This window comes from Nonomuraea sp. WAC 01424 (genome assembly GCF_003947315.1).
GTDB lineage: Bacteria > Actinomycetota > Actinomycetes > Streptosporangiales > Streptosporangiaceae > Nonomuraea > Nonomuraea spiralis.
This window is the reverse complement of the sequence record NZ_QHHZ01000013.1, coordinates 68,556-93,077: the sequence shown is the minus strand read 5'-3', so window position 1 is coordinate 93,077 and position 24,522 is coordinate 68,556. Positions and strand designations below refer to the sequence as shown.

The window sequence follows — 24,522 nt, the reverse complement described above, 5'->3', positions numbered from 1 at the left end:
GGCCCTTTCAGGGGAACAGGCGGGCGCGGGCGGCGGCCGAACGCGGGTCCGTCGGCGGCAGGGCCGACAGGCGTTCGAGGATCTGGTAGTCGTCGCGGCCGTTCGGGGTCTGGGCGTAGGTCCACAGGTCGTCGGGGGAGCCGTGGCGCAGGAGGCAGGCGCGTACCTGGGCTTCGAGCTCCTCGCGTTCGCGCCGGATGTCGGGTGACTCCGAACGCGGCAGGAGCGGGCCGGGGTAGGCACGGGCCAGGGCGGCGGTGTCGCCCGACGCGAGGAGCCTGCGCAGTTCGAGGAAGTCGGCCTCCACCGGGCACACCAGCCGGTACGGCTTCGCCGCCAGCACCTCCCCGAGCTGCCCGCGCAGCCGGTGGATCTCGGCCCTGATCGTCACCGGGTTGCCGTCGTCGCCGTAGAGGTGGAACGACAGCTGCTCGGCCGACAGACCTTGGGGATGCAGGGACAGCAGGGCCAGGATCTCGGCGTGGCGGAGCGAGAGCGGGCGTTCGCGGTCGCCGAGGCCGGCCGTCGGGGTGCCCTCGCCCAGGCAGGTCAGCCGGAGGGCGGGCGGTGTCGCGGACGGCGTGTCGCGCAGGAGGTAGCCGTCGCAGAAGGGCTCCAGGAAGGCGACGCTCCCGTCGCGCAGGATCATGCGCTGCCCGGACAGCGGCAGGCGGGCGCCGAGCCGGCCCATGGGGTCGCCCGAGATGACCCGGCCCGTGGGGGACAGCAGGATGCCCGGCCGGTTGCGCAGCGACTCGTAGCGGCGGCGCAGGCGTTCGTCGCGCTCGTGCATGCGTATGGTGAGTTGCGACTCGGCGAGCTTGGCCGTGGCGCCGACCAGGGCGACGGTGGCGGGGTGGAGGTTGCGCGCGATGCCGCTGACGTCGACGCAGCCGATGACGCAGCCCGACTCGGGATCGGTGATCGGGGCCGCGCTGCACGACCATACGTGCAGCACGCGCATCAGGTGTTCCTCGGAGTAGACGTGCGTCGGGCGGCCGGTGGCCAGCGCGGTGCCGATGCCGTTGGTGCCGGCCATGTACTCGCCCCAGTGGTGGCCGTCGGCCAGTCCCACCTGGTCCGCGTGGCGCAGGACGCCGCCGTTGCCCTCGCGCCAGAGCACCCGGCCGTCACCGTCCGTGACGATCATGACGTGGTCGGTCTCGTCCGCCAGGCCGGAGAGCGTCTGGGCGAGCAGCGGCAGCAGCGGTTGCAGCGGATGGGCCTGCCGGATCTCGACGATGTCGGAGGAGTCGCAGACCAGAGGGGCGCTCTTGCCTTCCGGGTCGATCCCCGCCTCAAGTGATCGCCGCCAGGACGCCGTGATCAGTTTGCGGGGCGAATCGGGCCAGCTCTGCCCGGTAGCCGCTGCTTCGTGTGCTCCGCGTAGAAGACGGGAGTACGCATCGAGATGGCCGTAACTCATCGGTCACTCCAAGTAGTCAACAAGAGCATCCGTCCTGGCGGCGATCTGCGCAAGCCGTTCGGGGGGATTGCGGAGGGTGATTGAATGAACGCAACGTGTGTGCAACCTTTGGCGCACTAGCGTTCCGAAGCACGCGTCGGCGTGGTGCGGCCGCTCCGTCCGACGTGATGGCCGGGTCTCGGACACTGGAGGGGGGCCGAGACCCGGCCATGACAAAGGCCCGCGACGAAATGCCTGGAGGGAAACATGGGGAGCCCTCCCAGTACATGACGCCGCCCAAACACCGTAGGCTCGTGGCAGTCAAGAACCGGAGCCACGAGGAGCGCACGACGGTGAACCCAGGGGATGTCAACCTGCAGCAGCTGCTGGAGCAGGCTCAGCTCATGCAGCAGCAGCTTGTGAGCGCCCAGCAGGAGCTCAACGACGCGCAGATCGAGGGCTCGTCAGGCGGCGGCATGGTCACGGCCGTCGTCAACGGCTCAGGTGAGCTGCTCGAACTCAAGATCGACCCGAGCGTGATCGACGCGGCCGACCCGCAGGACACCGCCGACACGATCGCCGACCTGGTGATCGCGGCCGTCCGCGACGCGGTGCGCGCAGCCGCCGACCTGCAGCAGGAGAAGCTGGGCCCGCTCGCCCAAGGTCTGGGCGGCGGCGGCCTCGGACAGTTGCCAGGGTTCTAGGCATGTACGAAGGGGTCGTCCAGAACCTGATCGACGAGCTCGGCATGCTGCCCGGCGTCGGTCCCAAGAGCGCGCAGCGCATCGCGTTCCATCTGCTGGCGGCCGATCCGGCCGACGTCAAGCGGCTGGCGCACGCGCTGCTCGAAGTCAAGGACAAGGTGCGCTTCTGCCGGGTGTGCGGCAACGTGGCCTCCGAGGAGGAGTGCCGCATCTGCCGTGACCCGCGGCGCGACACGCACGTGATCTGCGTGGTCGAGGAGTCGAAGGACGTCGTGGCGATCGAGAAGACGCGCGAGTACCGCGGCACGTACCACGTGCTCGGCGGCGCGATCAGCCCGATCGACGGCATCGGCCCCGACGACCTGCGCATCCGCGAGCTCATGACGCGCCTGGCCGACGGGCGGGTCACCGAGCTCATCCTCGCCACCGACCCCAACCTCGAAGGCGAGGCGACCGCTACCTACCTCGCCCGTCTGGTCAAGCCGATGGGCATCAAAGTGACACGACTCGCCAGCGGCCTGCCGGTGGGCGGTGACCTCGAGTACGCCGACGAGGTGACCCTGGGCCGTGCTTTCGAAGGACGGAGGCTCCTGGATGTCTGATATGTGGGATGTGCTCGCCGAAGAGATCGCCGCGCACGCGCAGAACTACGTCGACGGCCTGACCAGGGTCGCCGGCGGTGAGGGCGGCGACGCGATCTGGTCGCTGCTCCTGGTGGAGGTCGCGCAGGTGAGCCTGGCCGGGGCCAAGCTCGGCGCCAACCGCGACGTGATCCTCTCGGGCAACTACGAGCCGCCGATGAGCGAGGACCCCGACATCGACGGCGTGCGCACGGCCCTGGCCGAGCGGCTGGAGGCGGTCGACGACTACGCCGAGGTGTTCGACCCGTACAAGGACACGTCGGTGACGCCGTACCGGTTGTCGGACGACCTGACCGCGGTCGCCGCCGATCTCATCCACGGGCTGCGTCACTTCCACGCCGGCCGGCCGCACGAGGCGCTGTGGTGGTGGCAGTACTCCTACTTCAACACCTGGGGAAACCACGCGGGCGCGGCGATGCGCGCGTTGCAGGCCCTCGCCGCGCACTCGAGGCTCGACGTGGCGGAGGAAGCCACCGCGGTGTGAAGATCATCCACATATTGGTATGAACCATCAGCCTCATGAGAGGCCCCCAGTAGACTGGCAGTTCACAGTCCAGACCGGGAGACTCTCGTGGCGCTCGTTGTGCAAAAGTACGGTGGTTCGTCCGTCGCCGACGCGTCCTGCATCAAGCGGGTCGCGCAGCGTATCGTCGCGACGAAAAAAGCCGGCAACGACGTGGTCGTGATCGTCTCCGCGATGGGCGACACGACGGACGAGCTGCTCGACCTGGCCGAGCAGGTCTCGCCGCTGCCTCCGGGCCGCGAGCTCGACATGCTGCTGACCTCCGGCGAGCGCATCTCGATGGCCCTGCTGGCCATGGCGATCGCCAACCTCGGTCACGAGGCCCGTTCGTTCACCGGCTCGCAGGCCGGTGTGATCACCGACTCCACCCACGGCAAGGCGCGCATCATCGACGTGACGCCGGGCCGCATCCGTGAGGCGGTCGACCAGGGTCACATCGCGATCGTGGCCGGGTTCCAGGGCGTCTCGCAGGACACCAAGGACATCACCACGCTGGGCCGCGGCGGCTCCGACACGACCGCGGTCGCGCTCGCGGCGGCCCTGGAGGCCGACGTCTGCGAGATCTACACCGATGTCGACGGCATCTTCACGGCCGACCCGCGCATCGTGCCCGTGGCCCGCAAGATCCCCAGGATCTCGTACGACGAGATGATGGAGATGGCCGCCTGCGGCGCGAAGATCCTGCATCTGCGCTGCGTCGAGTACGCTCGGCGGTTCAACCTGCCGATTCACGTACGCAGCTCGTTCAGCACCAGGGAAGGCACGTGGGTCGTCTCCGACCCTTACACCGAAGGAACAGAGATGGAGCAGCCGATCATCTCCGGCGTCGCGCACGACCGGAGCGAGGCCAAGATCACTGTTGTCGGGGTTCCCGACAAGGTCGGCGAGGCTGCCTCGATCTTCAAAACGCTGGCCGACGCCGAGATCAACATCGACATGATCGTTCAGAACGTCTCGGCCGCGGCCACGGGCCGCACTGACATCTCCTTCACGCTGCCGACCGCCGACAGCCAGATGGCGCTGACGGCGCTGAAGAAGATCCAGGGTCGCATCGGTTACGAGTCGCTGCTCTTCGACGACCAGATCGGGAAGGTGTCGCTGATCGGCGCGGGCATGCGCTCGCACCCCGGCGTCACGGCGACGTTCTTCGCGGCCCTCGCCGACGCGGGGGTCAACATCGAGATGATCTCCACCTCGGAGATCCGCATCTCGGTGATCGTCGAGCAGGACGGTGTCGACGCGGCCGTGGCGGCCGCCCACCGGGCCTTCGATCTCGACGCCGACCAGGTCGAAGCCGTGGTGTACGGAGGTAGCGGACGATGAGCAGGCCCAATCTCGCGCTGATCGGCGCCACCGGTGCCGTGGGCACCGTCATGCGGGACATCGTGTCCACGCGGGAGGACATCTGGGGCGAGATCCGTCTCGTCGCCTCCGCGCGCTCGGCGGGCAAGGTGCTGAGCGTGCGCGGCGAGGACGTCGTCGTCCAGGCGCTCGCGCCCGAGGTGTTCGACGGCATCGACATCGCCATCTTCGACGTGCCCGACGAGGTGTCGGCCGTGTGGGTGCCGATCGCGGCCGAGCGCGGCGCGATCGCGATCGACAAGTCCGGCACGTTCCGGATGGAGCCCGACGTCCCGCTGGTGGTGCCCGAGGTCAACCCGCTCGACGCGCGCAACCGGCCCAGGAACATCATCTCCACCCCCAACTGCACGACGCTGTCGATGATGGCGGCCATGGGGGCGCTGCACACCGAGTACGTGCTCAAGGAGCTCGTCGTCGCCTCCTACCAGGCGGTGTCGGGCGCGGGCGTGGCGGGCTCGGCGCGGCTCTACGACGAGGTCGAGGCGCTGGCCGGCGACCGTTCGATCGGTCAGGCGGCCGGCGACGTGCGCAACGTCCTGGCCGACAAGCTGCCCGGGGAGTCGCCGTTCCCGGCGCCCATCGCGTTCAACGTGGTGCCGTGGGCGGGCTCGTACAAGGACGGCGGCTGGGCGTCGGAGGAGCTCAAGCTCCGCAACGAGTCGCGCAAGATCCTCGGCATCCCCGACCTGAAGGTCTCGGCGACCTGCGTCCGCGTGCCGGTGATCACCACCCACTCGCTGGCCGTGCACGCCCGCTTCGAGCGGGAGATCACGGTCGACGACGCTCACCGCGTGTTGTCGGCGGCGCCGACCGTAGTGCTGATGGACGACCCGGCCAAGGGCGTCTTCCCGACGCCGCTCGACGTGGTCGGCAACGACCCGACGTACGTGGGGCGCATCCGCCAGGCGATCGACTTCCCGAACACGCTCGACCTGTTCGTCTGCGGCGACAACCTGCGCAAGGGCGCCGCCCTGAACGCGGCGGAGATCGCCGAGCTGGTGGCCTCCGAGCTGTAGGCCCGACCGACTCCGTGGGGGACGCCGTGCTTCGTGTACGGCGTCCTTCGCCTTTCCGGCGGCCGGGTCCCGTGGCTTCTGTGGGGGGTTGGCGCCCGATGAGCGGGCGGGGCCTGTCACTTGAACAGGATGTCCCAGTGGCTGCTCTCGTCGGCGAAGACGGTGCCGCTGGCCGAGCGGTAGAGGGCCGAGCCGTCGCCGCGGACGCCGGTCCTCTGGTGGTGCCTGGTGATGTAGCGGTCGATGCACGCGTTGTGCGTGATGTCGAGCTTGTAGCCGTTCCCGTGGCTGTAGAGGCCGGGGGCGTGGCCCGTCTCCGTGCCGCCGGTCACCATGACCGGGCAGCCGCTGTCATGCTTGAGGTCGATGACGCGGGCGATCGTGCCGGCGCGTACGGAGTCGAGCGAGGTGCAGTGGTGCAGATAGCGGCTCGTACAGTGGCCGGATGACTTCGTGCGCAGGCCCGAGCTCTTCAGCCAGCGGGTCGCCGTGGCGTGGGTCATGTGCATCGCCGCCTGCCTGGGCAGCACGCGTGCCAGATCAAGCTGAGATCGCTTCTGCGCCCTCTGTGCGCGGCTTCTGGGCATCATGCCCTCTCCGACGCTCGCGGGCCGCGTGACGGCTTCTGAGCGCTCGGCACGGTCCTGGGTGCTCGACCGCTCGGCGTACTCCTCGCCGGTCTCGACCCAGGCGTCCGCGGCCTCGTCCCAGGCGGCCCAGGCGTCTTCGGACTCCTCGGACTCCTCGGACTCGTCGGCCGGGAACGGGGATCCGGCGGTTGCCGGGCGGCCGGGAACGGCCTGGTGCTCCTGTGTGACGGTGAAGCGCCCGTGCGCCTCGCCGATGTCCGTGCCTGGCCAGGCCAGGCCCGGTTTCAGCCGGTACATCTCCGCCAGGGCGGCCTCGACGGCCGCCTGCCGGACGTTCGTCCACGGCCGGTCGGTACCCTCCGGGATCCGGAGGGGCAGGTCGAGCAGCCCCTCGGTCCCATCAGGACGGGTGAACGGTGTTGGCGCCTGAACCCGCTCTCCACCTGATGGGTGGGAGGTGGCGGAAGCGGCCGACGCCAGCGCGATTATGGTGATCTGAATGCCGAGGAGCGCCACTGCGAAGGTGCGCGCTGTTCCACGTATCCACATGTCGATGCCTTTTCGCGGAAAAGAGCCCTTCCGCCTGAAACGACAATCCCACCATTCCCAGGAGATAACTCATGCCTCATGCCCATCTTTGCCCTGTGGCGGTGATCACCGTGCCACTCCATGACCCACCGCGCTTTCAAGACGTAAAGTGACGAACGTGTCCGAAGCCCGAAACAGAGGATCGGAGAGCACCCGAGAGGTCATCGTCGAGACGGCTTTGCGACTGTTCCGTGAGCGTGGCTTCGACGCGACGACCATGCGTGCCATCGCCGCCGAGGCAGGGGTGTCAGTGGGCAACGCCTACTACTACTTCGAGAGCAAGGAGGCGTTGATCCAGGCGTACTACGACCGCGCGCAGGCCGAGCACGAGGCGGCGTGCAGGGAGTTCCTGGCCACGGAGAGGTCGTTCGCCGCACGGCTGAGCGGGGTGCTGCGCGAGTGGGTACGGGTGTCGGAGCCGTACCACGAGTTCGCGGTGAAGTTCTTCAAGCACGCCGCCGAGCCGACGAACCCGCTGAGCCCGTTCAGCGCCCAGTCGTCGCCGGCGCGGGAGGCGTCCATCGGGATCTACCGCGAGGTGGTCGAGGGGTCGAAGGACCGGATGAACGCCGAGTTGCGGGCTGAGCTGCCCGAGCTGCTGTGGTTGTTGTCGATGGGCATGGTGCTGTTCTGGGTGCACGACACCTCGCCGGGGTGCGTCCGTACGTACCGGCTGATCGAGGTCACGGTGCCGCTGGTGGACCGGCTGGTGGGGTTGTCGCATCTGCCGGGTCTGCAGGGGATCACGAAGGACTTCATCGCGGCGGTGCACGAATTGCGCGCGTAGAGGACTCCTTCAGGCCACATACCGCTTGGTATGGTCGGCTCACCGTCGCCGAACCGGAGGCCCTGAATGACGCGCAACTGGGGCATGACCATCCCCTTCTACGACCGTTCCCTGGCGAAGTCGCAAGAGCTGATCGCGGAGCTGCCCGGCCTCGGCTACACCGACGCCTGGTCGGCCGAGGTCAACGGCAACGACGGGTTCGTCCCGCTGGCCATGGCCTCGCAGTGGGCTCCGGGGATCAGGCTCGGGAGCGCGATCGTCCCGGTCTCGACGCGCGGGCCGGGGTTGCTGGCCATGTCCGCGGCCACGCTGGCCGACCTGGCCCCCGGCCGGTTCGTGCTCGGCATCGGCTCCTCCTCGCCGGCGATCGTCGAACGGTGGAACGCCGGGGAGTTCGCCAAGCCGTACGCGCGGACCCGCGACACGCTGCGTTTCCTGAGGCGGGCGCTGGCGGGGGAGAAGATCTCCGAGCGGTACGAGACGTTCGAGATCAAGGGCTTCAAGCTGGAGCGCGCACCGAAGACCGCACCGAAGATCGTGCTGGCCGCGCTGCGGCCCCGGATGTTGCGCCTGGCCGCCGAGGAGGCCGACGGCGCGATCACCAACTGGCTCGCGCCCGAGGACGTGCCCAAGGTGCGCGCCGAGATCGGCCCCGGCACCGAGCTGATCGCCCGCCTGTTCGTCTGCGTGAGCGAGGACACCGACAAGGTGCGCGAGATGGCCCGGTGGATGCTGGCGAGCTACCTGACCGTCCCCGCGTACGCCGCCTTCCACGACTGGCTGGGCCGCGGCGAGGTGCTGCGCCCGATGCACGAGGCGTGGGCGGCGGGCGACCGTCAGGCCGCGCTCAAGGCCATCCCCGACGACGTCGTCGTCGCCCTCGTCGTGCACGGCGACGCCGCCACCTGCCGCGCCAGGATCCGCCGGTACGTCGACAACGGTCTCGACACGCCGGTGCTCGCGCCGATCCCGGGCGGCGAGGTGCCGATCGAGCAGGCCGTACGCGATCTCGCGCCCGTACGGGAGGACTGATGGACGACGTGCTGCGGCTCGACGCGGTCGGGCAGGCCCGGGCGGTGCGTACCGGGCAGGTGTCGGCACGGGAGCTGGCCGAGGCCGCCATCGCCGCCATCGAGGCCCACGACGGTGAGCTCAACGCCGTCGTGCACCGCCGGTTCGAGCGGGCGCTGGCCGAGATCGACGACCTCCCGGCCGGGGCGCCCTTCCGCGGCGTGCCGATCCTGCTCAAGGACCTGGGCTGGCGGCAGTCGGGCGAGCCGTACAGCGGGGTCGCGGGTGCTCGACGGCCTGGACGGCGCCCCGGACGACCACGGCGTCGTACGGCTGCGCGCGGCCGGTTTCGTCCTGCTGGGAAGGACGAACACCCCGGAGTTCGGCAGCACGATCACCACCGAGCCGGCGGCGTTCGGGCCCACCCGCAACCCCTACGACCCGGCGTACTCGGCGGGCGGGTCGAGCGGCGGCTCGGCCGCGGCCGTGGCGGCGGGCATGGTCGCGCTGGCGACCGCGAGCGACGGCGGCGGCTCGATCCGCGTACCCGCCTCGCTGTGCGGCCTGGTGGGGCTCAAGCCGACGCGCGGCCGCCTGAGCCTGGGCCCGTCCATGGGCGAGGGCTGGAGCGGGTTCTCCTGCCCAGGCTTCGTGAGCAGGACCGTACGCGATACGGCGGCCGCGCTCGACGGGGTCTCCGGCTACCACCCGGGCGACCCCTACGACGCCCCCGCGTTGCCCGGCCCGCTGGCCGCCGAGGCGGGCGCCGACCCCGGACGGCTGCGCATCGGCTTCCTGACCCACCACCCGCGCGAGGACGTACCCGGCGACCCCGACCTGGCCGAGGCCGTCACCAGGGCGGCCGCGCTCCTGGAGGGACTCGGCCACGACGTGGCCCCCGGCGGGCCGCAGGCGTTCGGCGAACCGGAATTCCCCGGACATTTCGGTGCCATCGTCGCCAACAACCTGGCCGCGCAGGTCGCGAGCCTGGGCACGTCCCGTGGCAGGCCGGTAGAGCCCGCGGAGCTCGAACCGCGCAACGCGGCCATGGTCGCCGCCGCCCGCGCCAACAGCGCGGCCGACCACATCCTGGCCACCCAATGGGTGGACGGCTTCCGCCGCCGCATGGCCTCCTGGTGGGCCACGGGCAACGACCTGCTGCTGATGCCGTCGGCGGGGGCGGCGCCGTTCCCGCTCGGCTGGATCCCGCCCACCGACCTCAGCATCGCCTTCGGCAGGACCGCGCAGGTGGTGGCCTACACCTCGCCGATCAACGCGACCGGCCAGCCCGCGATCTCGCTGCCGCTGCACGCGACCGCGGCGGGGCTGCCCGTCGGCGTACAGCTCGTGGCGGCGGCCGGTCGGGAGGATCTGCTGATCCGGGTGGCCGCGCAGATCGAGCAGGCCAGGCCGTTCGCGCACCCGGCCATGCGCTGATCGTCAGGAACCCCTTGCCCGGCTGACACGTTATGTCGTGAGTAGCCTGGGGTAGGAGGATCCTCATGATGGCGAAGGCAGCACGGGCGGCGGCGGCGTGGCGGACGTACCGCGAGGTGACCAAGCCTGGCACGCCGGGAATGATGACCAGGGTGCGCGCGATCCCGCGCATGATCGGCGCGGTCACGCGCGGCCGCTACGACGGCATGGGCAGGGGCAAGCTCGCCCTGATGGCCCTCGGCGTGGTCTACATCCTGTCACCGATCGACGTCATCCCCGACTTCCTGGTGCTCGTCGGGGTGGCCGACGACTTCGGCGTGTTCCTCTGGCTGATCGCCTCGCTGCTCGGCGAGAGCGGCCGCTACGTCGAGCACGAGCGCAGGATCATCCAGGGGCGGCTGGAAGGCTAGATCTCCTCCATCCGCAGCCAGGCACGTGAGGGCAGCGGGTGGCCGAACAGGCGGGCGGCGTTGCCGTAGGCGACCCTCGCGATGTCGGCGGGCGGGAGCGCGCCGAGGTTCCCGGCCACGGCCTTCTGGGTGTCGGGCCAGGTCGAGTCGGAGTGGGGGTAGCCGCTCTCCTGCAGCACATGGTCGAGGCCGACCGCGAGACGCACGCCGGACAGCGCGTGGTCGTCGAGCGTGCCGAAGAAGAAGTTGCGGCGCAGCACCTCGCTGGGCTTCAGGCCGCCGTCCCAGGCCGCCTCGCCGGCGACCGGGTGGTCGAGCGCGTAGTCGGCGCGCTCGGCCAGCATCGGCAGCCAGCCCACGCCGCCCTCGACGATGAGGATGCGCAGGTTGGGGAAGCGCAGCGGCAGGCCCGACCAGAGCCAGTCGGCGCAGGCGAACATGGCGCTCGTGGGCATCAGCGTGGTGATCGCCTCGATGGGTGTGTCCGGCGAGGGCACGGGCGACCAGGAGGCGTCTCCGGTGTGCAGGGCCACGACCGTGCCGGTCTCCTCGCAGGCGGCGAAGAACGGGTCCCAGTGGCCGGTGTGGATCGACGGCAGCCTGAGTCTGGTCGGGAACTCCGGGAAGACCACGGCCTTGAAACCGCGGGCGGCGTTGGCCCTGATCTCCTTGGCGGCCACGTCGGGATCGGGCAGCCAGGGCAGTTGCAGGCCGATGATGCGCTCGGGGTAGGTGCCGGCCCACACGTCGATGTGCCAGTCGTTCCACGCCTTGACCAGGGCCAGGCCGAGCTCCTGGTCGCGGGTCCTGGCGAACGGCATGCCGGACTGGCCGGCCAGCATGCCGGGGAAGCAGAGCGCGGCCCAGATGCCGGCGACGTCCATGTCCTGGACGCGGGCCTCGATGTCGTGGCAGCCGGGGCGCATCTGCTCGAATCTGACCGGGTCGAGGGTCCACTGCTCGCGCGGCAGCCCTGCGCCGACGTCGATGCCCGCGCACGGGTAGGTGGCCCCGCCGTAGCGCCAGACCTGGTGGCCGGCGTCCGTCTCCACGACCTTGGGAGCGACGTCGGCGTATTTTTCCGGGAGCCTGTCCTCGAACAGGTCAGGAGGCTCGATCAGGTGATCGTCGGCGGAGATGATCACATAGTCGCGCCGCCTTGGGTCTGGGTCGGGGAGCAGCGGCGTAGTCACGCAGGTAACCGTACGACGACGGCATAACGTCGAACAAGCTGCGACGTATCCGTTGGGTATCCATACATTCGTGCCCGGGACCGCCTGGAGGGGGATGGGGGCGATCCCGGGCTTGCGGGGTCCCTGAGGATGCTGCCCCTTGCAGACCCCGGCGGCTTCTACCCGCGGGAGATCGAATCAGTCAGGAGATTTTCCCGGAGCCCGGCGACGGTGGCCCGATCGACCTGGAGGACGTCGGTGACATAGCCCTGGACGGAGCCGTGCCGCTCGGTGAGGTCGTCCAGGAACAGGCGCATGGCCTGGGCGGGGGCCAGCCCGAAACCCGGCCACATCGGGGCGTCAGGGTGCCTCGTGCGCCAGTCGGAGATGAAGCGTTCGGTCGCCAGGCCGGTCAGGGCGTAGTCGGCGACGATGTCGTCCTCGGCGACGCCGACGAGCGAGAGGATCAGCGCGGTGAGCAGGCCCGTACGGTCCTTTCCCGCCGCGCAGTGGATGACGACCGGCGCGTTGTCCGCGACGGCGACCGTCTCCACGGCCGCGCGCAGGTTGTCCACGCCGTCCTCGGTCACCTCCAGGTAGCGGTCGGCGAGGTAACGCTCGACGCCCGTCTCCTCGCGGAACTCGGCGAGGTTCCAGCGGCGTCCCTCGACGGGCAGGTTCCGGTACCGCAGCCCCTCGGTCTCCGGCACCCGGCCGGCCCGCTCGACCTCGAAGGGATGCCTCAGGTCGATGACGGTCCGTACGCGCAGCGCGTGGAAGGCCGGCAGGTCGTCACCGGCCAGCCAGCCCAGGGAGTCGGCCCGGTAGAGCCGCTGCCACCGGACGGTGCGCCCGTCCTGAGCGGCATATCCACCTACGTCACGAAAGTTGCAGAGATTGGCGAACTCAATGTGGCGGATCACCCTCCACACCTTAATTGGCGGCGGTTTCCGACTCCTGAGCCGCAGTCCCGTCGCTGGTCTCGTCAGTGGGCTTGGCGGCCTTCCGTTCGGCCACCTCGCGCCGGATCAGCAGGATCCACCCGCCGATCGCGATGCCGATGAACAACCACCACTGGACCCCGTAGGCCAGGTTGAGCCCGCCTCCCGAACCGACGTCGGGCGCGGGCACCGGGGCGGGCGCCGCGACGCCCTCCGGCTGCTGCCCGGTGAGCTCGACGTACCCGCCCACGAGCCGGTACGGCCACCGCTTCCCGATCTTGTCCGGGTCGATCAGCAACACCTGGCCGTCCGGCAACCCGGACCGCTCGCGGATGCCCGTGGAGTCCTCGGTCTCGCTCGTACGTAGCCGTCCGGTGACAGTTACCTGACCTGTGGGCGGGGCGGGGACCGGGGGAGAGGCGTCGGCGGTGGCGGCGGCCTCGATCCAGCCGCGGTTCACGATCACGGCGGTGCCGTCGCCGGTGACGAGCGGGGTCAGGACGTAGAAGCCGTTGCGGCCCTCCTGGGGGCGGCGGCGTACGAGCAGGCCGTTGGCGGCGTCGTACGTGCCGGAGGCGACGACCGTACGGTAGCGGTCGCCCTCGCCCACCGGACGGCCGGCGGCCGCGAGCCGGTCGAGCGGGACGGCGGCGGCCTCGATGTTGGAGGTCACCCTGTCCTTGTTGTCGGACCGCTCCTCGAAACGCCCGAACTGCCACCTGCCCAGGAACACGAAGGCGGGGATGACCAGCAGCACCACGACGTGGAGCGCCAGCCACCGAGGCGTCAGCAGGAACCGGTACACGCCTTCAAGGTTAGGCACCGGGGTGGGTGCTCCCTCACGCGGCTCGCCCGCTACGCGCTCCGGTGGCCGGCGCCCGAGCCGGGCACCGGCGTGACCTCGCGCGGCCCGGCCACCTCGTGGCCCTCCGTGCAGTGGAAATGCAGCTCGACAGGGGCGCCGCAGTCGCGATGGGTGAGCAGCACCGGCGGGCCCTCCGCGTCGGCCATGTACTTGTCGCCCCAATGCATGAGCGCGACCAGCAGCGGATAGAGGTCCCGGCCCTTGTCGGTCAGCCGGTATTCGTCACGCTGGCGCTGGCCGGGCTCGCGGTAGGGCTCCTTGCGCAGCAGGCCCTCGTCGACCAGCCGGGCCAGGCGCGCGCTGAGCACCTGACGGGGGGCGCCGGTGATCGCCTGCATGTCGGCGAACCTCCGCACGCCGCTGAACGCCTCGCGCAGCACCAGGAAGGTCCACTTCTCCCCGACGATGTCCAGGGTGCGCTCGATCGAGCAGTTGTCCACCCGGAAGCCCACTAGGAACGGCAGGTTCATCTTCGCATTATATCTGAGTTCGATTGACAGACTCAGCTCTCGTGGGCACGCTGGGTCTATGCAAGGAACCCAGATTCGCCCGGCTCGCCAGGACGACGAGGAGCGGATCAGACGCTTCCTGACGGGGTTGTCGCTGCACACGCAGACGCTGCGGTTCTTCACCGGGCTGAGCTCCCCGGGGGCCGGCCTCGTACGCACCCTGCTGACCCTGGACGAACGCCGCGACGCCCTCGTCCTCACCGCCGAGGACGAGATCGTCGGGCACGCCATGAGCTATCAGGGCGGCTGCGCCGACGTGGAGATCGCCGTCGTCGTGGCCGACCGCTGGCAGGGGTACGGGCTCGGTCCGCGGCTCGTCGACGCCTTGCTGCTCAGGGCCGCCGTACGGGGGGCGCGTACCGTGGGGATGGACGTGCTCGGCGAGAACCGGCGGGTGCTCAGGCTCGTCCGCAGGCTCTGGCCGGACGCCCGGATGAAGGTCACGTCCGGGACGGTCGAGGTGACCGCTATGATCGATCTGGCGGGAGTATTTGCGGAACAAGGTTCTGGTAGCACACCATTGACAGCGTGAAGAGTGTCAAGAACGGACGCGACGGCCGCACCCGCATCATCGAAGGTGCCCTCCGACGCTTCAGCCAGGACGGGGTCTCGGCCACCACGCTGGCCAGTCTGCGCGAGGAGAGCGGTGTAAGCGTCGGCAGCTTCTACCACCACTTCGCCAGCAAAGAGCATGTCTACGGCGTCCTCTACGCCGAGATCCTCGACGCCTATCAGCAGGCCTTCCTCGCCGAGCTCGTCGGGCACGACGACGCCCGCGCCGGCGTCGAGGCCGTGGTCGCCTTCCACATGCGCTGGGCAGGCGAGCACCCCGAGCGGGCCAGGATCCTGGTCAGCGAGCGGCCGCCGCGCAAGCACGAACCGGGCGGCGCCGAGGTGGCCGAAGCCAGGCGGGCGTTCTTCCGCCAGGTCTCCGACTGGTGGAAGCCGCACATGAAGAACGGCCTGCTCCAGCCCGTCCACGCCACCATGTGCTACGTCCTGTGGCTCGGGCCCGCGCAGGAGATGTGCCGCCTGTGGTTCGCCGGGGCGCACACCCCGACCGAGGAGGAGATCAAGGGCCTGGGCGAGGCGGCCTGGCAGAGTCTCCGCCAGCGCGGGGAGCAATGATCTGAGCACCGTCTGTGGTGTTATTGTCCAAATGTGAGAAGACCTCGGGCTCTGGTACTGCCCGACCTGCCGGAGAGCGCGCTCGCCCGCCTGGGCGAGGTCGCCGACGTGGCCGAGGCTCCTCCGCGGCCCAGCGTCGGCTTCACCGACGAGCAACTCGCCGACCTGGTCATCGAGACCGGCGCGAACGTGCTCATCACCGACGGCGACCAGGTTCGCACCTCGGTTCTCGCACTGCACATCGACATCGTGGCCAGCCTGGGCGTCCCCACCGGCGTCGATCTGCGGCTGGCCGCCGAACGCGGGGTCACCGTCCTGCACGCCCGTGACCGCGACCCCGACGCGGTGGCCGAGCTGACGCTCGCGCTGCTGTTCGCGGTCAGCAGGAACATCGTCACGGCCGACCGCGAGGTACGCAGGGGCCGTGCCAACCGCGGCAGGGTGCCGCCCGCCCAGCGCCACCGCGGCAGGCGGCTCACCGGGCGTACGCTCGGCATCGTGGGCCTCGGCCGGGTCGGCAGGGCCATGCGCTGGCGCTGCCAGGGGCTCGGCATGCGGGTGGTCACCTGCGACCCGTACGTCCCCGAGGCCACGCACACCCTGCCCGCGCTGCTGGCCGAGGCCGACGTGGTGTCGCTGCACGTGCCGCTGACCCAGGACACAAGGGGCTTCTTCGGCTACAGCGAGTTCGGCGCGATGCGCCAGGGGGCGATCTACCTCAACACCTCACGCGGCGCCCTGCACGACCTGACCGCCCTGGTGGACGCGCTGCGGCAGGGCCAGGTCGGCGGCGCGGGGCTCGACCACTTCGAGGGCGAATGGCTCGACCCCGCCCATCCGCTCACCAGGTTGCCGAACGTGGTGCTGACCCCGCGCCTGGGCGAGGCCACGGGGGAGAGCCTGGAGGAACTGGCGGAGGCGCTGGTGGAGGACATCGCACGGCTGCTGCGGGGCGAGCCGCCCGCGCACGCGTACGCGCCGGTCAGGCCGGTTGCCGGATCCGCGTCCTGACCTGCCACCTGGCGCGGTCGAGGGAGATGTCCAGCCGCAGGTCGCCGCGCTGCCTGCGCAGACCGGGCACGCGCAGCCGGTCGTGCACGTCGAACCTGCCCCGCGAGGGATAGCCGAAGCCCAGCTCGCCGGGCAGCACCCGCAGGTCGTCGCGGTTGCCGCAGCGCGGGCAGGTCCAGGAGACCAGGTCGAGGCCCCGGTTGTAGTCGGAGCAGGCGTTGAAGTACTCGTCGGGCCCGAATCGCGACTCGCAGGCCAAGCAGGGGATCAGCATGGGTGCGCTCCTCGGTGCGGCGTCTTGCACCCTAAGAGATACCGCCCCCCACTTGTCCGTGGCTTGCAGAACACTTGGGCGCGTAAGTAACAGTATGAGCACTGTCGGTGTCTGGTGAAAGGATGGTGTCCGTGGAACGACTGCGCCATCACCTCCTGGAAACCGGCTACACGATCGACGGCGTCCGCGTCCGGCTCGGCGCCATGGCGGCCTCGGCCCTGGCGCGGGAGGAGCTGGTCCCGGCCCTGCGGGCGACCGCCGACGGCGACCCGCTGGCCACGCTGATCAGGCTCTGGTGGCTGGGCGTGCCGGTCCCGGCCAAGTCCGTGCCCACCGAGGTCCTTGAGTCGGGCCTGGTGTCGGCCGACGGCGATCAGATCAGGGCGACCGTGCACCTCCAGCCGTGGGAGACCGGCGGCTACGTGGTCTCCGACCGCAAGGTGCGGCCCGGCGACCCGGCGCTGCGGCCCGACCACGTCGTGGGCGCGGGCGGCGCCTCGGCCAACCTGGCCCAGCTCGCCACGAGCCGCGCCGTGCCGCGCGCGCTCGACCTCGGTACGGGCTGCGGCGTCCGGGTGCTCTCCCTGGCCGGCCGGGCCGAGCAGATCGTGGCGACCGACCTCAATCCGCGTGCCGTCGAGCTGGCCCGGCTGAGCTGGGAGTTGTCCGGTGTCACGGGCGTCGACGCGCGGGTGGGGTCGATGTTCGAGCCCGTCGAGCACGAGCTGTTCGACCTGGTCGTCAGCAACCCACCGTTCGTCATCGCGCCCGGGGCCGAGCGTACGCTGACGTACCGGGAGTCGGGCGGCGACGGTGACGACTTCTGCCGCGACCTCGTCCGCCGTACCCCGCGCCACCTCGCGCCCGACGGCCAGGCCCACTTCCTGGCCAACTGGCTGCACGTCGAGGGCGAGGACTGGCACGACCGGGTCGGCGGCTGGCTGCGCGAGACCGGCTGCGACGCCTGGGTGGTCCAGCGGGACGTCCAGGACCCGGCCGAGTACGTCGAGCTGTGGCTCAAGGACGCCGCCGAGCAGGGCACCAAGGGCTACACCGACCACTACGACCGCTGGCTGGCCTGGTTCGACGAGCGCAAGGTCGAGGGCATCGGCTTCGGCTGGATCACCATGCGCAACTCGGGCACGCTCGACCCGGTCGTACGCGTCGAACACCTCTCCCACCAGGTGGGCCTCCCGGTCGGCGACTACGTCGACGACGTGCTCGACTCGATCGCCGCCGCCCATCGGGCCGCCGACCTCGACGCGGCGCTGCTGCGTACCGCCGAAGGGCTGCTCGACGAGCGCGTCGGCCTGCCCGGCGCGGAGGACCCGATCCGCATCGTGCTGCGTCAGACGCAGGGGCTGCGGCGCAGCAGGGAGGTCGGCACGGTCGAGGCCGCGCTGGCCGGCGTGTGTGACGGCGAGCTGGCGCTCGGGCCGCTGCTCAACGTGATCGCCGAGCTGGTCGGCGACGGCGAGATCCCCAACGCCGACGCGGTCAGGCCCCTCATCGCCGAGGGCTTTTTCCTGCTTTGATTCGCCGTTGATCCGACGTTGACCCCCTGGGTGGAGGCTTCTGACCGAGGCACGGGCCTGGGGGGTTCGAAGGCCCGGTGCCGAGTCCGGCCGGTCGTCTGTGTGAGGCGGCTAGCCGCTACGCGAAGCATCCGGATGACCGGGCCCCCTGGCGACGCGTGGCGGTCAGGATGACCGGCCGGGCTGCCATCTGCATTGACGAAGGACAGCCTTGATCAACCATGTGTGGATGACACGTCTGGACGACGAGCTGTACTCAGGACTCGACGACGGACTCCTCGACGGCGAAGCCGTCGAGCAGCAGCTTCAGGTCACCGGCCTCGGGGGCGCCGAGCCTGGTGAAGATGTCGAAGGCCTGCCTGAGACAGTCGAGGCTCCGCGCGGCGCTGCCCAGCCCGCGTAGGGCCCGGCCGAGCACGGCGAGCGAGAGCGCCTCCCCGTAGGGGTGGCCGATCTCGCGCGAGACCACGAGTGCCTGCTCGGCATGGCGTACGGCGTCGGGGTAGCGCGTGGCGGCGATGAACGTCTCGGCCAGCCGGGAGCACACACGCTGCTCCCAGACCCGCTGCTTGCTGGAGCGGAAGAAGGCCAGGCACTCGGCGTGGTGGTGCACCGCCTCGGTGAGCCGGCCGACCCGGCTGAGCACGATGCCCAGGTGGTAGCGGGCGCGGGCGGTGCCGGCGCCGCTGCCGATCTCGGTGAAGATGGCCAGGCCCTTCTCCGCCGCGGCGATGGCGTCCTCGGCGTGGCCGAGTCCCAGGTGGTCGCGGGCCGAGTAGCTGAGCACCAGGGCCTCGCCGGCGGGGACGCCGTTCTCGCGGTAGTAGCGGGAGGCGGCGTCGAACAGGGCCAGGGCCTCGGTGTGGCGGCGCTGGCGGCCGACGACGACGGCCAGCGCGTTGAGCACCTCGCCGGTGACGATCTTCTCGCGGCGGGACTCGGACAGTTCGTACACGCGGCGGAAGTGGGTCTCGGACTCGGCGAGCCGGTTGCTCGCGAACAACACCCGGCCGAGGACGTACCGCGAGCGCAGCTCGCTCGCCTCGTCGCCGAGGCTCAGCGCGGCGGCCAGCACGGCGCGGGTGCCGTGGTCGAACTCGCGGGTGTGGGTACCGGCCTCCAGCAGCGGTTCCATGGCCACCAGCATGTCGGCGGCGGGCAGGAGCTGCTCCCCGGTGGGGGAGGCGGTCGCGGCCTGGTTGATGGCCGCGAACAGCGAGTCGCCCTCGGAGATCAGCCAGGCCACGGCCTCGTCGACGGAGGTGAAGGTGAGCCCGGCGCCGACCACGACGAGGTTGTCGGGGATCATGCTGCCCTCGTAGGCCAGCCGGTGGGCGGACTGGGACGAGGACAGGTAGAAACCGAGCAGCCGGCGCAGCGCCAGCGTCTTGTCCTCGGGCCGTTCGGTCCGGTCGAGGGTACGCCTGGCGAACAGCCTGAGCAGGCCGTGGAAGCGGTAGCGGCCCGGCGCGGTGGCCTCCAGCAGGCTCATGTCGACCAGCGACTCCAGCAGCTCCTCGGCCTCGAGCGCGCTCATCGCCAGCACGGCGGCGGCGGCCCCGATCGAGATGTCGGGGCCCTTCGGCAGGGACAGCAGGCGGAACGCGCGGGCCTGGGCGGGTTCGAGCTGCCCGTAGCCGAGCGCGAACGTGGCCTCGACGGCCAGGTTGCCCACGCGCAGTTCGTCGAGGCGGCGCTGCTCGTCGGCCAGCCTGGGCGCGAGGGAGGCGACCGTCCAGGAGGGGCGGGCGGCCAGCCGCGCGGCCAGGATCCGTACGGCCAGCGGCAGGAAACCGCAGGCGGCGACCACGTCCATGGCCGCGCTGCGCTCGGCCGCCACCCGCTCGGGCCCGGCCACCGAGGCGAACAGCGACAGCGCCTCGTCCGGCTCCATGACGTCGAGGTCGATGAGCCGGGCCGCGGGCAGGTCGGCCAGCTTGGCCCGGCTGGTGACGATCGTCGCGCAGCCCGGCGAGCCCGGCAGCAGCGGGCTGACCTGGTCGGCGTCGCGGGCGTTGTCGAGCAGGACGAGGATGCGGCGCCTGGCCAGCAGCGAACGGTAGAGCGCCGAACGTTCGGCCAGGCCGTCGGGGATGACGTCGGGCGGGATGCCGAGCGCGCGCAGGAAGCCGCCGAGCGCCGACTCGGGAGCGGTCACCTCGTCGGCGTAGCCGCGCAGGTCGGCGTAGAGCTGGCCGTCGGGGAACAGGTCGTCGGCCGCGTGCGCCACGTGGACGGCCAGCGCGGTCTTGCCGACGCCGCCGATGCCGCAGAGCGCCACGACCGGCACACCCTCGGCCGACGACTGCGAGGCCAGCAGGGTACGGATCCGGACGGCCACCTCCCGGCGCCCGGTGAAGTCGTTCACCGCGGCGGGGAGCTGGGCGGGCCGCGGCAGTTCGAGCGCCGGCGGCTCCTCCTCGGCCTCGGGCTCGTCGGCGGCCGGCTCGGCGGAGACGGCCGGGACGGGCGCGGGAGGCGCGAGGGCCGGGTCGGCGGCCAGGATGCGCTGGTGCAGCGTGGTCAGCTCGCTGCCGGGCTCGATGCCGAGCTCGTCGATCAGCGCCTCGCGGGTCTCGGTGAACACGTTGAGGGCGTCGCCCTGACGTCCGCACCGGTAGTAGGCCAGCATGAGCTGGGCGCGCAGGCGTTCGCGCAGCGGGTGCTCGGCGGTGAGCGCGATCAGCTCGGACACGACCGCGGCATGCTCGCCCAGCTCCAGGTCCAGGTCCATGAGCGTCTCGATGACGCTGACGCGGCGCTCGGCCAGCCGGTCGCGCTGGTGCTCGGCGTACGGGCCGACGGCTCCGGCCAGCGGCTCGCCCTCGAACAGGGTCAGCGCGGCCCGCATGCCCTCGGCGGCGTCCGCCGGCCGGCCGGACTTGCGCGCGGCCTCGGCCTCGGCGATCACACGTTCGAAGCGGGTCAGGTCAAGCGCGTCCTGCGGCAGGCGCAGCGCGTATCCCCGGCCGATGGAGGTGAGCAGCTCGGGACGGGAACGGGCGGGCCTGTCGGGTTCGAGGACCGTGCGCAGGCGGGAGACGTAGGTGCGCAGCGCGCCCAGGGCCCGCGGCGGGGCTTCCTCGCCCCACACGGCGTCGATCATCTCGGCCGGCGTGACCGCCCGGCCCTCCCGCAGGAGCAGCATGCCGAGGATGGAGCGTTGCAGGGGAGTGCCAAGGTCGAGTTCCTGCCCCTCGCGCCACGCGCGGACGGGACCGAGCACGGCGAACCGCAGCCCGCTCTCAACGCTCTGACCAGCCATGCCGTCTGTCTCCTGGGCAATGGAACGATTTGTGTCCAAATGATAGATCCAGCACTGCTCACCACCTAGAGATGGGCTGATCCACGGATGACCCGTTGATCCGCCTTTGATCCGGTGTTGACCGTGCCCCTGGATGCTGAAGGTGGGTCAGACATGACACTCCAAACACGGGGGCGTGTCATGCAGAGCCGATAGGGACGCCGAAAAATACAGGCCCCGCCCGGAAAGTATGGGCGGGGCCGTTGCCGATGTTCCTACGCTGCCTCTACCAGTCCGAGCCGCATGGCCAGCCGTTCTCGGACGAGCGGCCATTCGGAGCTCAGGATCGAGTAGAAGGCCGTATCTCGGACCGTGTTGTCGGCGCCTCGGCTATCCGCTCGCCGCACCCCGTCGAAGTGTGCGCCGAGGGCCTCGATGGCGGCCCGGGATCGTACGTTCCTGACATCTGCCTTGAGTGTGATGCGGTGGACGTTCCAGGTCTCGAAGGCGAGTGAGAGCATGAGGAACTTGCTCTCCCGGTTGACGCCCGTGCCCTGGGCGCAGGCGCCCAGCCAGGTGTAACCGATGTCCGCCACGGACGGGATCTCGCCCACCGCACCGCGTGTACCCGGAGGCCAGGGCATGGGGCCCTGCCAATACTCCAGGTGCATGAGACGGGTGGCACCGACCACACGGTCGGTGTTCAGCCACCGGATGGCGAAGGGCAATGTGCGGCCCTCCGCCTGCTCAGCCAGTGCGGCCTCCACGTAGGAGACCATCTCGTCCCGGCCATCCGGGACGCGGGTGAAGGCGTAAGTAGCACGGTCTTCACTCGCCGCGGCGACGAGTTCGTCGATCGCCGCGAGGCTGAGAGGTTCCAGGCGCACGGAGCGCCCGGACAAGGTGACAAGAGCGGGCATGAGCACATGATGAGGCTCGCGCGGGGCGCGTGTAACCAGGCTCTCGAACCCATCTTTCCCGGGTTTCTGGATCTGCGGTGTTTCCGCAGGTCAGAGGGCTGATTTGATGGATGGTCAACCAGCTCTTGGGGAAAGATTCGCCTAACCGTGACATGGCGCTGGGACGAGCGCCGGGTGACGTTCACTGATCACGCCGTGACGGACCAGGGAGAGCTCCTTCAGGCCCATGGACAGATGGTCCAGATTCGCTGCGATCCACGGGAGTTGAAGGGGATCTGTACTGGTCAGAGCGGTAAGTCGTTCGTCCGGGGTGTCGCCGTAGAGCAGGCTCACCGCCACGCGTACCCGGGCGGCCGACGGCTCGTCGCCGAAGGCGTGTCCGGGCAGGACGCCGATGCCGTGGTCGTCCAGCAGGATCTTGGTGATCTCGGCGGAGCCGCCGAGCCTGAGGTGGCTCAGATCGGGATAGAGGTAGAAGCCTCCCTGAGGTTTCGGGACCGACGCGCCGATCTCGACGAACCGTTCATGGACGGCCCGTGCCACGATGCCGTGCAACCGGCGGCTGCCCGCGACGCGGTCGGTCAGCTCCCGCGGCTCGTCGAACGCGTAGGACGCGGCCTCCTGGACGGGCGCGGCCGGCGCCGACCAGATCTCGCTGGCCACGGCCAGCAGGCGGGTACGCAGCGCGTGCGCGCCCTCGGGCAGCCGGGCCACGCCGATCCGCCATCCGCCGAGCGCCAGGCTCTTGCTGAGCCCGGTGGTGATGATCGTGCGCTCGGGCGCGAGGTCGGCCGGCGAGGTGTAGACCGCCGACGTGTCGTGCACCAGGTCGCGGTAGATCTCGTCGGAGATCACGATCAGGTCCAGCTCGCGCGCCACGGCCGCCAGGCGGGCGACCGTCTCCGGCCTCGCCAGCCGGCCGGTTGGGTTGTCGGGCAGCGTGACCAGCACGGAGCTGACGGTCCTGCCCTCCGCCCGCGCCCGGCGGACCGACGCGGCGACCAGGTCCGGGTCGGGGACCCCGCCCTCTCCTGGCGGTGCGGGCACCAGGATGGGACGCGAGCCCACCAGATCGGCCTGCGCGGCGTAGCTGACCCAGCTCGGCATGGGCAGGACGACGTCGCCGCCGATCGCCAGCAGCAGGCCGTACAGCAGTGACTTGCTGCCCGGTCCGCAGACGACCAGCTCGGGGTCGGTGAGGAGCCCCCGTCGTGTCCAATAGCCCGCTGCCGCGGCTCGGAGCCCGGCCGCCCCCGCGACCGGCCCGTAGCCGTTGCGCTCTGAAGCGGCTGCCAGCTTGTCGCGCAGCGCCGGGTGGACGGGCAGACCGGCCTCACCGAAGGCCAGGTGCAACACGCGTTCCCCGGCGCGTCGTCTTCGTTCGATGTCCTCGTTCGCCGCCAAGGTGGCGGACAACGTAACGGTCATGTTTGTCACGTTCCCAGCGTGGTTGTATGAAGGCATCAGCACAAGCGAGGCTTTTTGTGGGTAGGCGTAAGGAAGTCTGATGCTCGAATTCCGGCGTTTGGCGCTGATCTGCGAGTTCGCACGCCGAGGCAGCATCGCGGCCGCCGCCGAGTCACTGGGCTACAGCCCGTCGGCCGTCTCCCAGCAGCTCGCGGCGCTCGAACGGGAGACCGGCACCGCGTTGATCGACAGAACCGCACGCAGCGCGGAGCTCACCGACGCAGGACGCAGGCTTGTCCAGCACGCCGAGCGCATCCTGTCAATGGTCGAGGAGGCCGAGTCCGACCTCTCCGCCCATGCGGGCACCCCGTCGGGGCGCGTCGTGGTCACCGCCTTCCCCACGGCGGCGGTGGCATTCGCGCCGGCGCTCGCGCGTTCGCTGCGCCGCTACACCGAGCTGACGCTCCGCCTGGGCCAGAGCAGGTCCGGACGGGGGATGCGGGAGGTCCAGTCGGGCGAGGTGGACCTCGCGCTCGTGGACGACTGGTACGGCGCGGTCCGCGAGAGCGAGAGCCTGCGGGTCTTCCCCCTGCTGCGCGACCCGATCGTGCTCGTCGTGCCGCGAAGGCACCGGCTGGCCGACCCCGGCGTGCCGCTCGACCTGCGCGAGCTGCGCAACGAGCCGTGGATGGCCACCCCCGACGGCGAGCCCTCGCGGCTGGCGGTCGACCGCCTGTTCGTGGACGTGGGCGGTACCCGGCCGACGCCGTGGGAGTTCGAGGGGCTGGGGACGATCCTCTCCCTCGTCGCCAAGGGCATCGGCATCGCGGCCGTGCCCGCGCTCGCGCTGGCCGCCGGGGTGCGGGGCCTGGCGGTACGGGAGTTCCCCGGCAACCCGGTCGGGCGGGACGTGCACGCGATCGCCCGCAGGTCCAGCGTGCACCGGCCGTCGGTGTCGGTGACGTTGCGGGCGATCCACGTGGCCGCCCGGTACATCGCGGGCGATCTGGAGCCGGTGACCCCGGCCGAGCGGTAGCGTCTG

At 70.6% G+C, this 24,522-nt stretch carries 24 protein-coding genes; 14 read left to right on the top strand and 10 right to left on the bottom strand.

Translation table 11 applies throughout. From position 1 onward, the window contains the following. Positions 1–7: 7 nt before the first annotated feature. Positions 8–1,426 (bottom strand): GAF domain-containing protein, encoded by a 1,419-nt coding sequence (locus DMB42_RS32755; protein ID WP_125640522.1) that lies wholly within the window; start codon positions 1,424–1,426, stop codon positions 8–10. 332 nt (positions 1,427–1,758) lie between these two features. Here DMB42_RS32755 and DMB42_RS32750 point away from each other — a divergent pair, with 332 nt between their 5' ends. The 5 genes from DMB42_RS32750 to DMB42_RS32730 all read left to right on the top strand — a co-directional run bounded on the left by DMB42_RS32750 (position 1,759) and on the right by DMB42_RS32730 (position 5,651). After that, positions 1,759–2,109: a YbaB/EbfC family nucleoid-associated protein gene (locus DMB42_RS32750; RefSeq protein ID WP_125640519.1), complete on the top strand. Its 351-nt coding sequence runs from the start codon at positions 1,759–1,761 to the stop codon at positions 2,107–2,109. Between the two features lie 2 nt (positions 2,110–2,111). After that, complete coding sequence (recR, locus tag DMB42_RS32745; protein ID WP_125640516.1) at positions 2,112–2,711, top strand: recombination mediator RecR; 600 nt, start codon at positions 2,112–2,114, stop codon at positions 2,709–2,711. Further along, on the top strand, positions 2,704–3,234 hold the full coding sequence (locus tag DMB42_RS32740) for a DUF5063 domain-containing protein (RefSeq protein ID WP_125640513.1): 531 nt from the start codon (positions 2,704–2,706) through the stop codon (positions 3,232–3,234). The genes recR and DMB42_RS32740 overlap by 8 nt, the downstream gene beginning before the upstream one ends. Positions 3,235–3,321: 87 nt before the next feature. Beyond that, a complete protein-coding gene (locus DMB42_RS32735) occupies positions 3,322–4,596 on the top strand; it encodes an aspartate kinase (protein ID WP_125640510.1) in 1,275 nt (424 codons plus the stop codon). Then, positions 4,593–5,651: an aspartate-semialdehyde dehydrogenase gene (locus tag DMB42_RS32730; protein ID WP_125640507.1), complete on the top strand. Its 1,059-nt coding sequence runs from the start codon at positions 4,593–4,595 to the stop codon at positions 5,649–5,651. The genes DMB42_RS32735 and DMB42_RS32730 overlap by 4 nt, the downstream gene beginning before the upstream one ends. A 116-nt stretch (positions 5,652–5,767) precedes the next feature. Here DMB42_RS32730 and DMB42_RS32725 read toward each other — a convergent pair whose 3' ends face one another. Further along, on the bottom strand, positions 5,768–6,790 hold the full coding sequence (locus DMB42_RS32725) for a hypothetical protein (protein WP_125640504.1): 1,023 nt from the start codon (positions 6,788–6,790) through the stop codon (positions 5,768–5,770). A gap of 157 nt (positions 6,791–6,947) precedes the next feature. Here DMB42_RS32725 and DMB42_RS32720 point away from each other — a divergent pair, with 157 nt between their 5' ends. The 4 genes from DMB42_RS32720 (at position 6,948) to DMB42_RS32705 (ending at position 10,474) form a co-directional block, all read left to right on the top strand. Next, positions 6,948–7,616 carry a TetR/AcrR family transcriptional regulator gene (locus tag DMB42_RS32720; RefSeq protein WP_185844972.1) on the top strand — a complete coding sequence of 223 codons (669 nt, stop codon included), beginning with the start codon at positions 6,948–6,950 and terminating at the stop codon, positions 7,614–7,616. Positions 7,617–7,682: 66 nt separating this feature from the next. Further along, positions 7,683–8,648 carry an LLM class F420-dependent oxidoreductase gene (locus tag DMB42_RS32715; RefSeq protein WP_125640499.1) on the top strand — a complete coding sequence of 322 codons (966 nt, stop codon included), beginning with the start codon at positions 7,683–7,685 and terminating at the stop codon, positions 8,646–8,648. 114 nt (positions 8,649–8,762) lie between these two features. Then, positions 8,763–10,064 (top strand): amidase, encoded by a 1,302-nt coding sequence (locus tag DMB42_RS32710; RefSeq protein WP_260478086.1) that lies wholly within the window; start codon positions 8,763–8,765, stop codon positions 10,062–10,064. Between the two features lie 65 nt (positions 10,065–10,129). Next, on the top strand, positions 10,130–10,474 hold the full coding sequence (locus DMB42_RS32705) for a YkvA family protein (RefSeq protein ID WP_229823909.1): 345 nt from the start codon (positions 10,130–10,132) through the stop codon (positions 10,472–10,474). Here DMB42_RS32705 and DMB42_RS32700 read toward each other — a convergent pair. The 4 genes from DMB42_RS32700 to DMB42_RS32685 form a co-directional block, all read right to left on the bottom strand. After that, on the bottom strand, positions 10,471–11,667 hold the full coding sequence (locus tag DMB42_RS32700) for an amidohydrolase family protein (protein ID WP_125640497.1): 1,197 nt from the start codon (positions 11,665–11,667) through the stop codon (positions 10,471–10,473). The genes DMB42_RS32705 and DMB42_RS32700 overlap by 4 nt on opposite strands. A 158-nt stretch (positions 11,668–11,825) precedes the next feature. Further along, the gene (locus DMB42_RS32695; RefSeq protein WP_125640494.1) at positions 11,826–12,569 is read right to left on the bottom strand and encodes a tyrosine-protein phosphatase; all 744 of its coding nucleotides are present in this window, start codon (positions 12,567–12,569) and stop codon (positions 11,826–11,828) included. Between the two features lie 10 nt (positions 12,570–12,579). Further along, positions 12,580–13,410, bottom strand: a complete 831-nt coding sequence (locus DMB42_RS32690; RefSeq protein WP_260478085.1) for an SURF1 family protein — start codon at positions 13,408–13,410, stop codon at positions 12,580–12,582. Between the two features lie 32 nt (positions 13,411–13,442). After that, positions 13,443–13,922: a helix-turn-helix domain-containing protein gene (locus DMB42_RS32685; protein ID WP_125640491.1), complete on the bottom strand. Its 480-nt coding sequence runs from the start codon at positions 13,920–13,922 to the stop codon at positions 13,443–13,445. A gap of 58 nt (positions 13,923–13,980) precedes the next feature. Between DMB42_RS32685 and DMB42_RS32680 the strand changes: the two genes are divergently transcribed. Genes DMB42_RS32680 through DMB42_RS32670 form a run of 3 tightly spaced genes read left to right on the top strand, consistent with a single transcriptional unit; the run spans position 13,981 to position 16,100 of the window. Further along, positions 13,981–14,493, top strand: coding sequence for a GNAT family N-acetyltransferase (locus DMB42_RS32680; RefSeq protein ID WP_125640488.1), 513 nt, complete (start codon positions 13,981–13,983; stop codon positions 14,491–14,493). Continuing rightward, on the top strand, positions 14,490–15,089 hold the full coding sequence (locus tag DMB42_RS32675) for a TetR/AcrR family transcriptional regulator (RefSeq protein ID WP_125640486.1): 600 nt from the start codon (positions 14,490–14,492) through the stop codon (positions 15,087–15,089). Before DMB42_RS32680 ends, DMB42_RS32675 begins: the two co-directional genes overlap by 4 nt. A 33-nt stretch (positions 15,090–15,122) precedes the next feature. Then, entirely contained in the window at positions 15,123–16,100 is a 978-nt protein-coding gene (locus DMB42_RS32670; RefSeq protein ID WP_185844971.1) for a D-isomer specific 2-hydroxyacid dehydrogenase family protein, read from the top strand. Here the strand turns inward: DMB42_RS32670 and DMB42_RS32665 are convergent. Further along, positions 16,072–16,374, bottom strand: coding sequence for a hypothetical protein (locus tag DMB42_RS32665; protein ID WP_229823911.1), 303 nt, complete (start codon positions 16,372–16,374; stop codon positions 16,072–16,074). The two genes, DMB42_RS32670 and DMB42_RS32665, sit on opposite strands and share 29 nt — an antisense overlap. A 122-nt stretch (positions 16,375–16,496) precedes the next feature. Between DMB42_RS32665 and DMB42_RS32660 the strand changes: the two genes are divergently transcribed. Beyond that, positions 16,497–17,909, top strand: coding sequence for a class I SAM-dependent methyltransferase (locus tag DMB42_RS32660; protein ID WP_125641159.1), 1,413 nt, complete (start codon positions 16,497–16,499; stop codon positions 17,907–17,909). Between the two features lie 256 nt (positions 17,910–18,165). Here DMB42_RS32660 and DMB42_RS32655 read toward each other — a convergent pair whose 3' ends face one another. The 3 genes from DMB42_RS32655 to DMB42_RS32645 form a co-directional block, all read right to left on the bottom strand. Next, positions 18,166–21,174, bottom strand: a complete 3,009-nt coding sequence (locus DMB42_RS32655) for an AfsR/SARP family transcriptional regulator (protein WP_125640480.1) — start codon at positions 21,172–21,174, stop codon at positions 18,166–18,168. Between the two features lie 254 nt (positions 21,175–21,428). Then, on the bottom strand, positions 21,429–22,073 hold the full coding sequence (locus DMB42_RS32650; RefSeq protein ID WP_125640477.1) for a GNAT family N-acetyltransferase: 645 nt from the start codon (positions 22,071–22,073) through the stop codon (positions 21,429–21,431). Positions 22,074–22,214: 141 nt separating this feature from the next. After that, positions 22,215–23,501 carry a pyridoxal phosphate-dependent aminotransferase gene (locus DMB42_RS32645; RefSeq protein WP_125640474.1) on the bottom strand — a complete coding sequence of 429 codons (1,287 nt, stop codon included), beginning with the start codon at positions 23,499–23,501 and terminating at the stop codon, positions 22,215–22,217. Between the two features lie 79 nt (positions 23,502–23,580). Here DMB42_RS32645 and DMB42_RS32640 point away from each other — a divergent pair, with 79 nt between their 5' ends. Continuing rightward, positions 23,581–24,516, top strand: a complete 936-nt coding sequence (locus DMB42_RS32640; protein ID WP_125640471.1) for a LysR family transcriptional regulator — start codon at positions 23,581–23,583, stop codon at positions 24,514–24,516. The last annotated feature ends 6 nt before the right edge of the window (positions 24,517–24,522 follow it).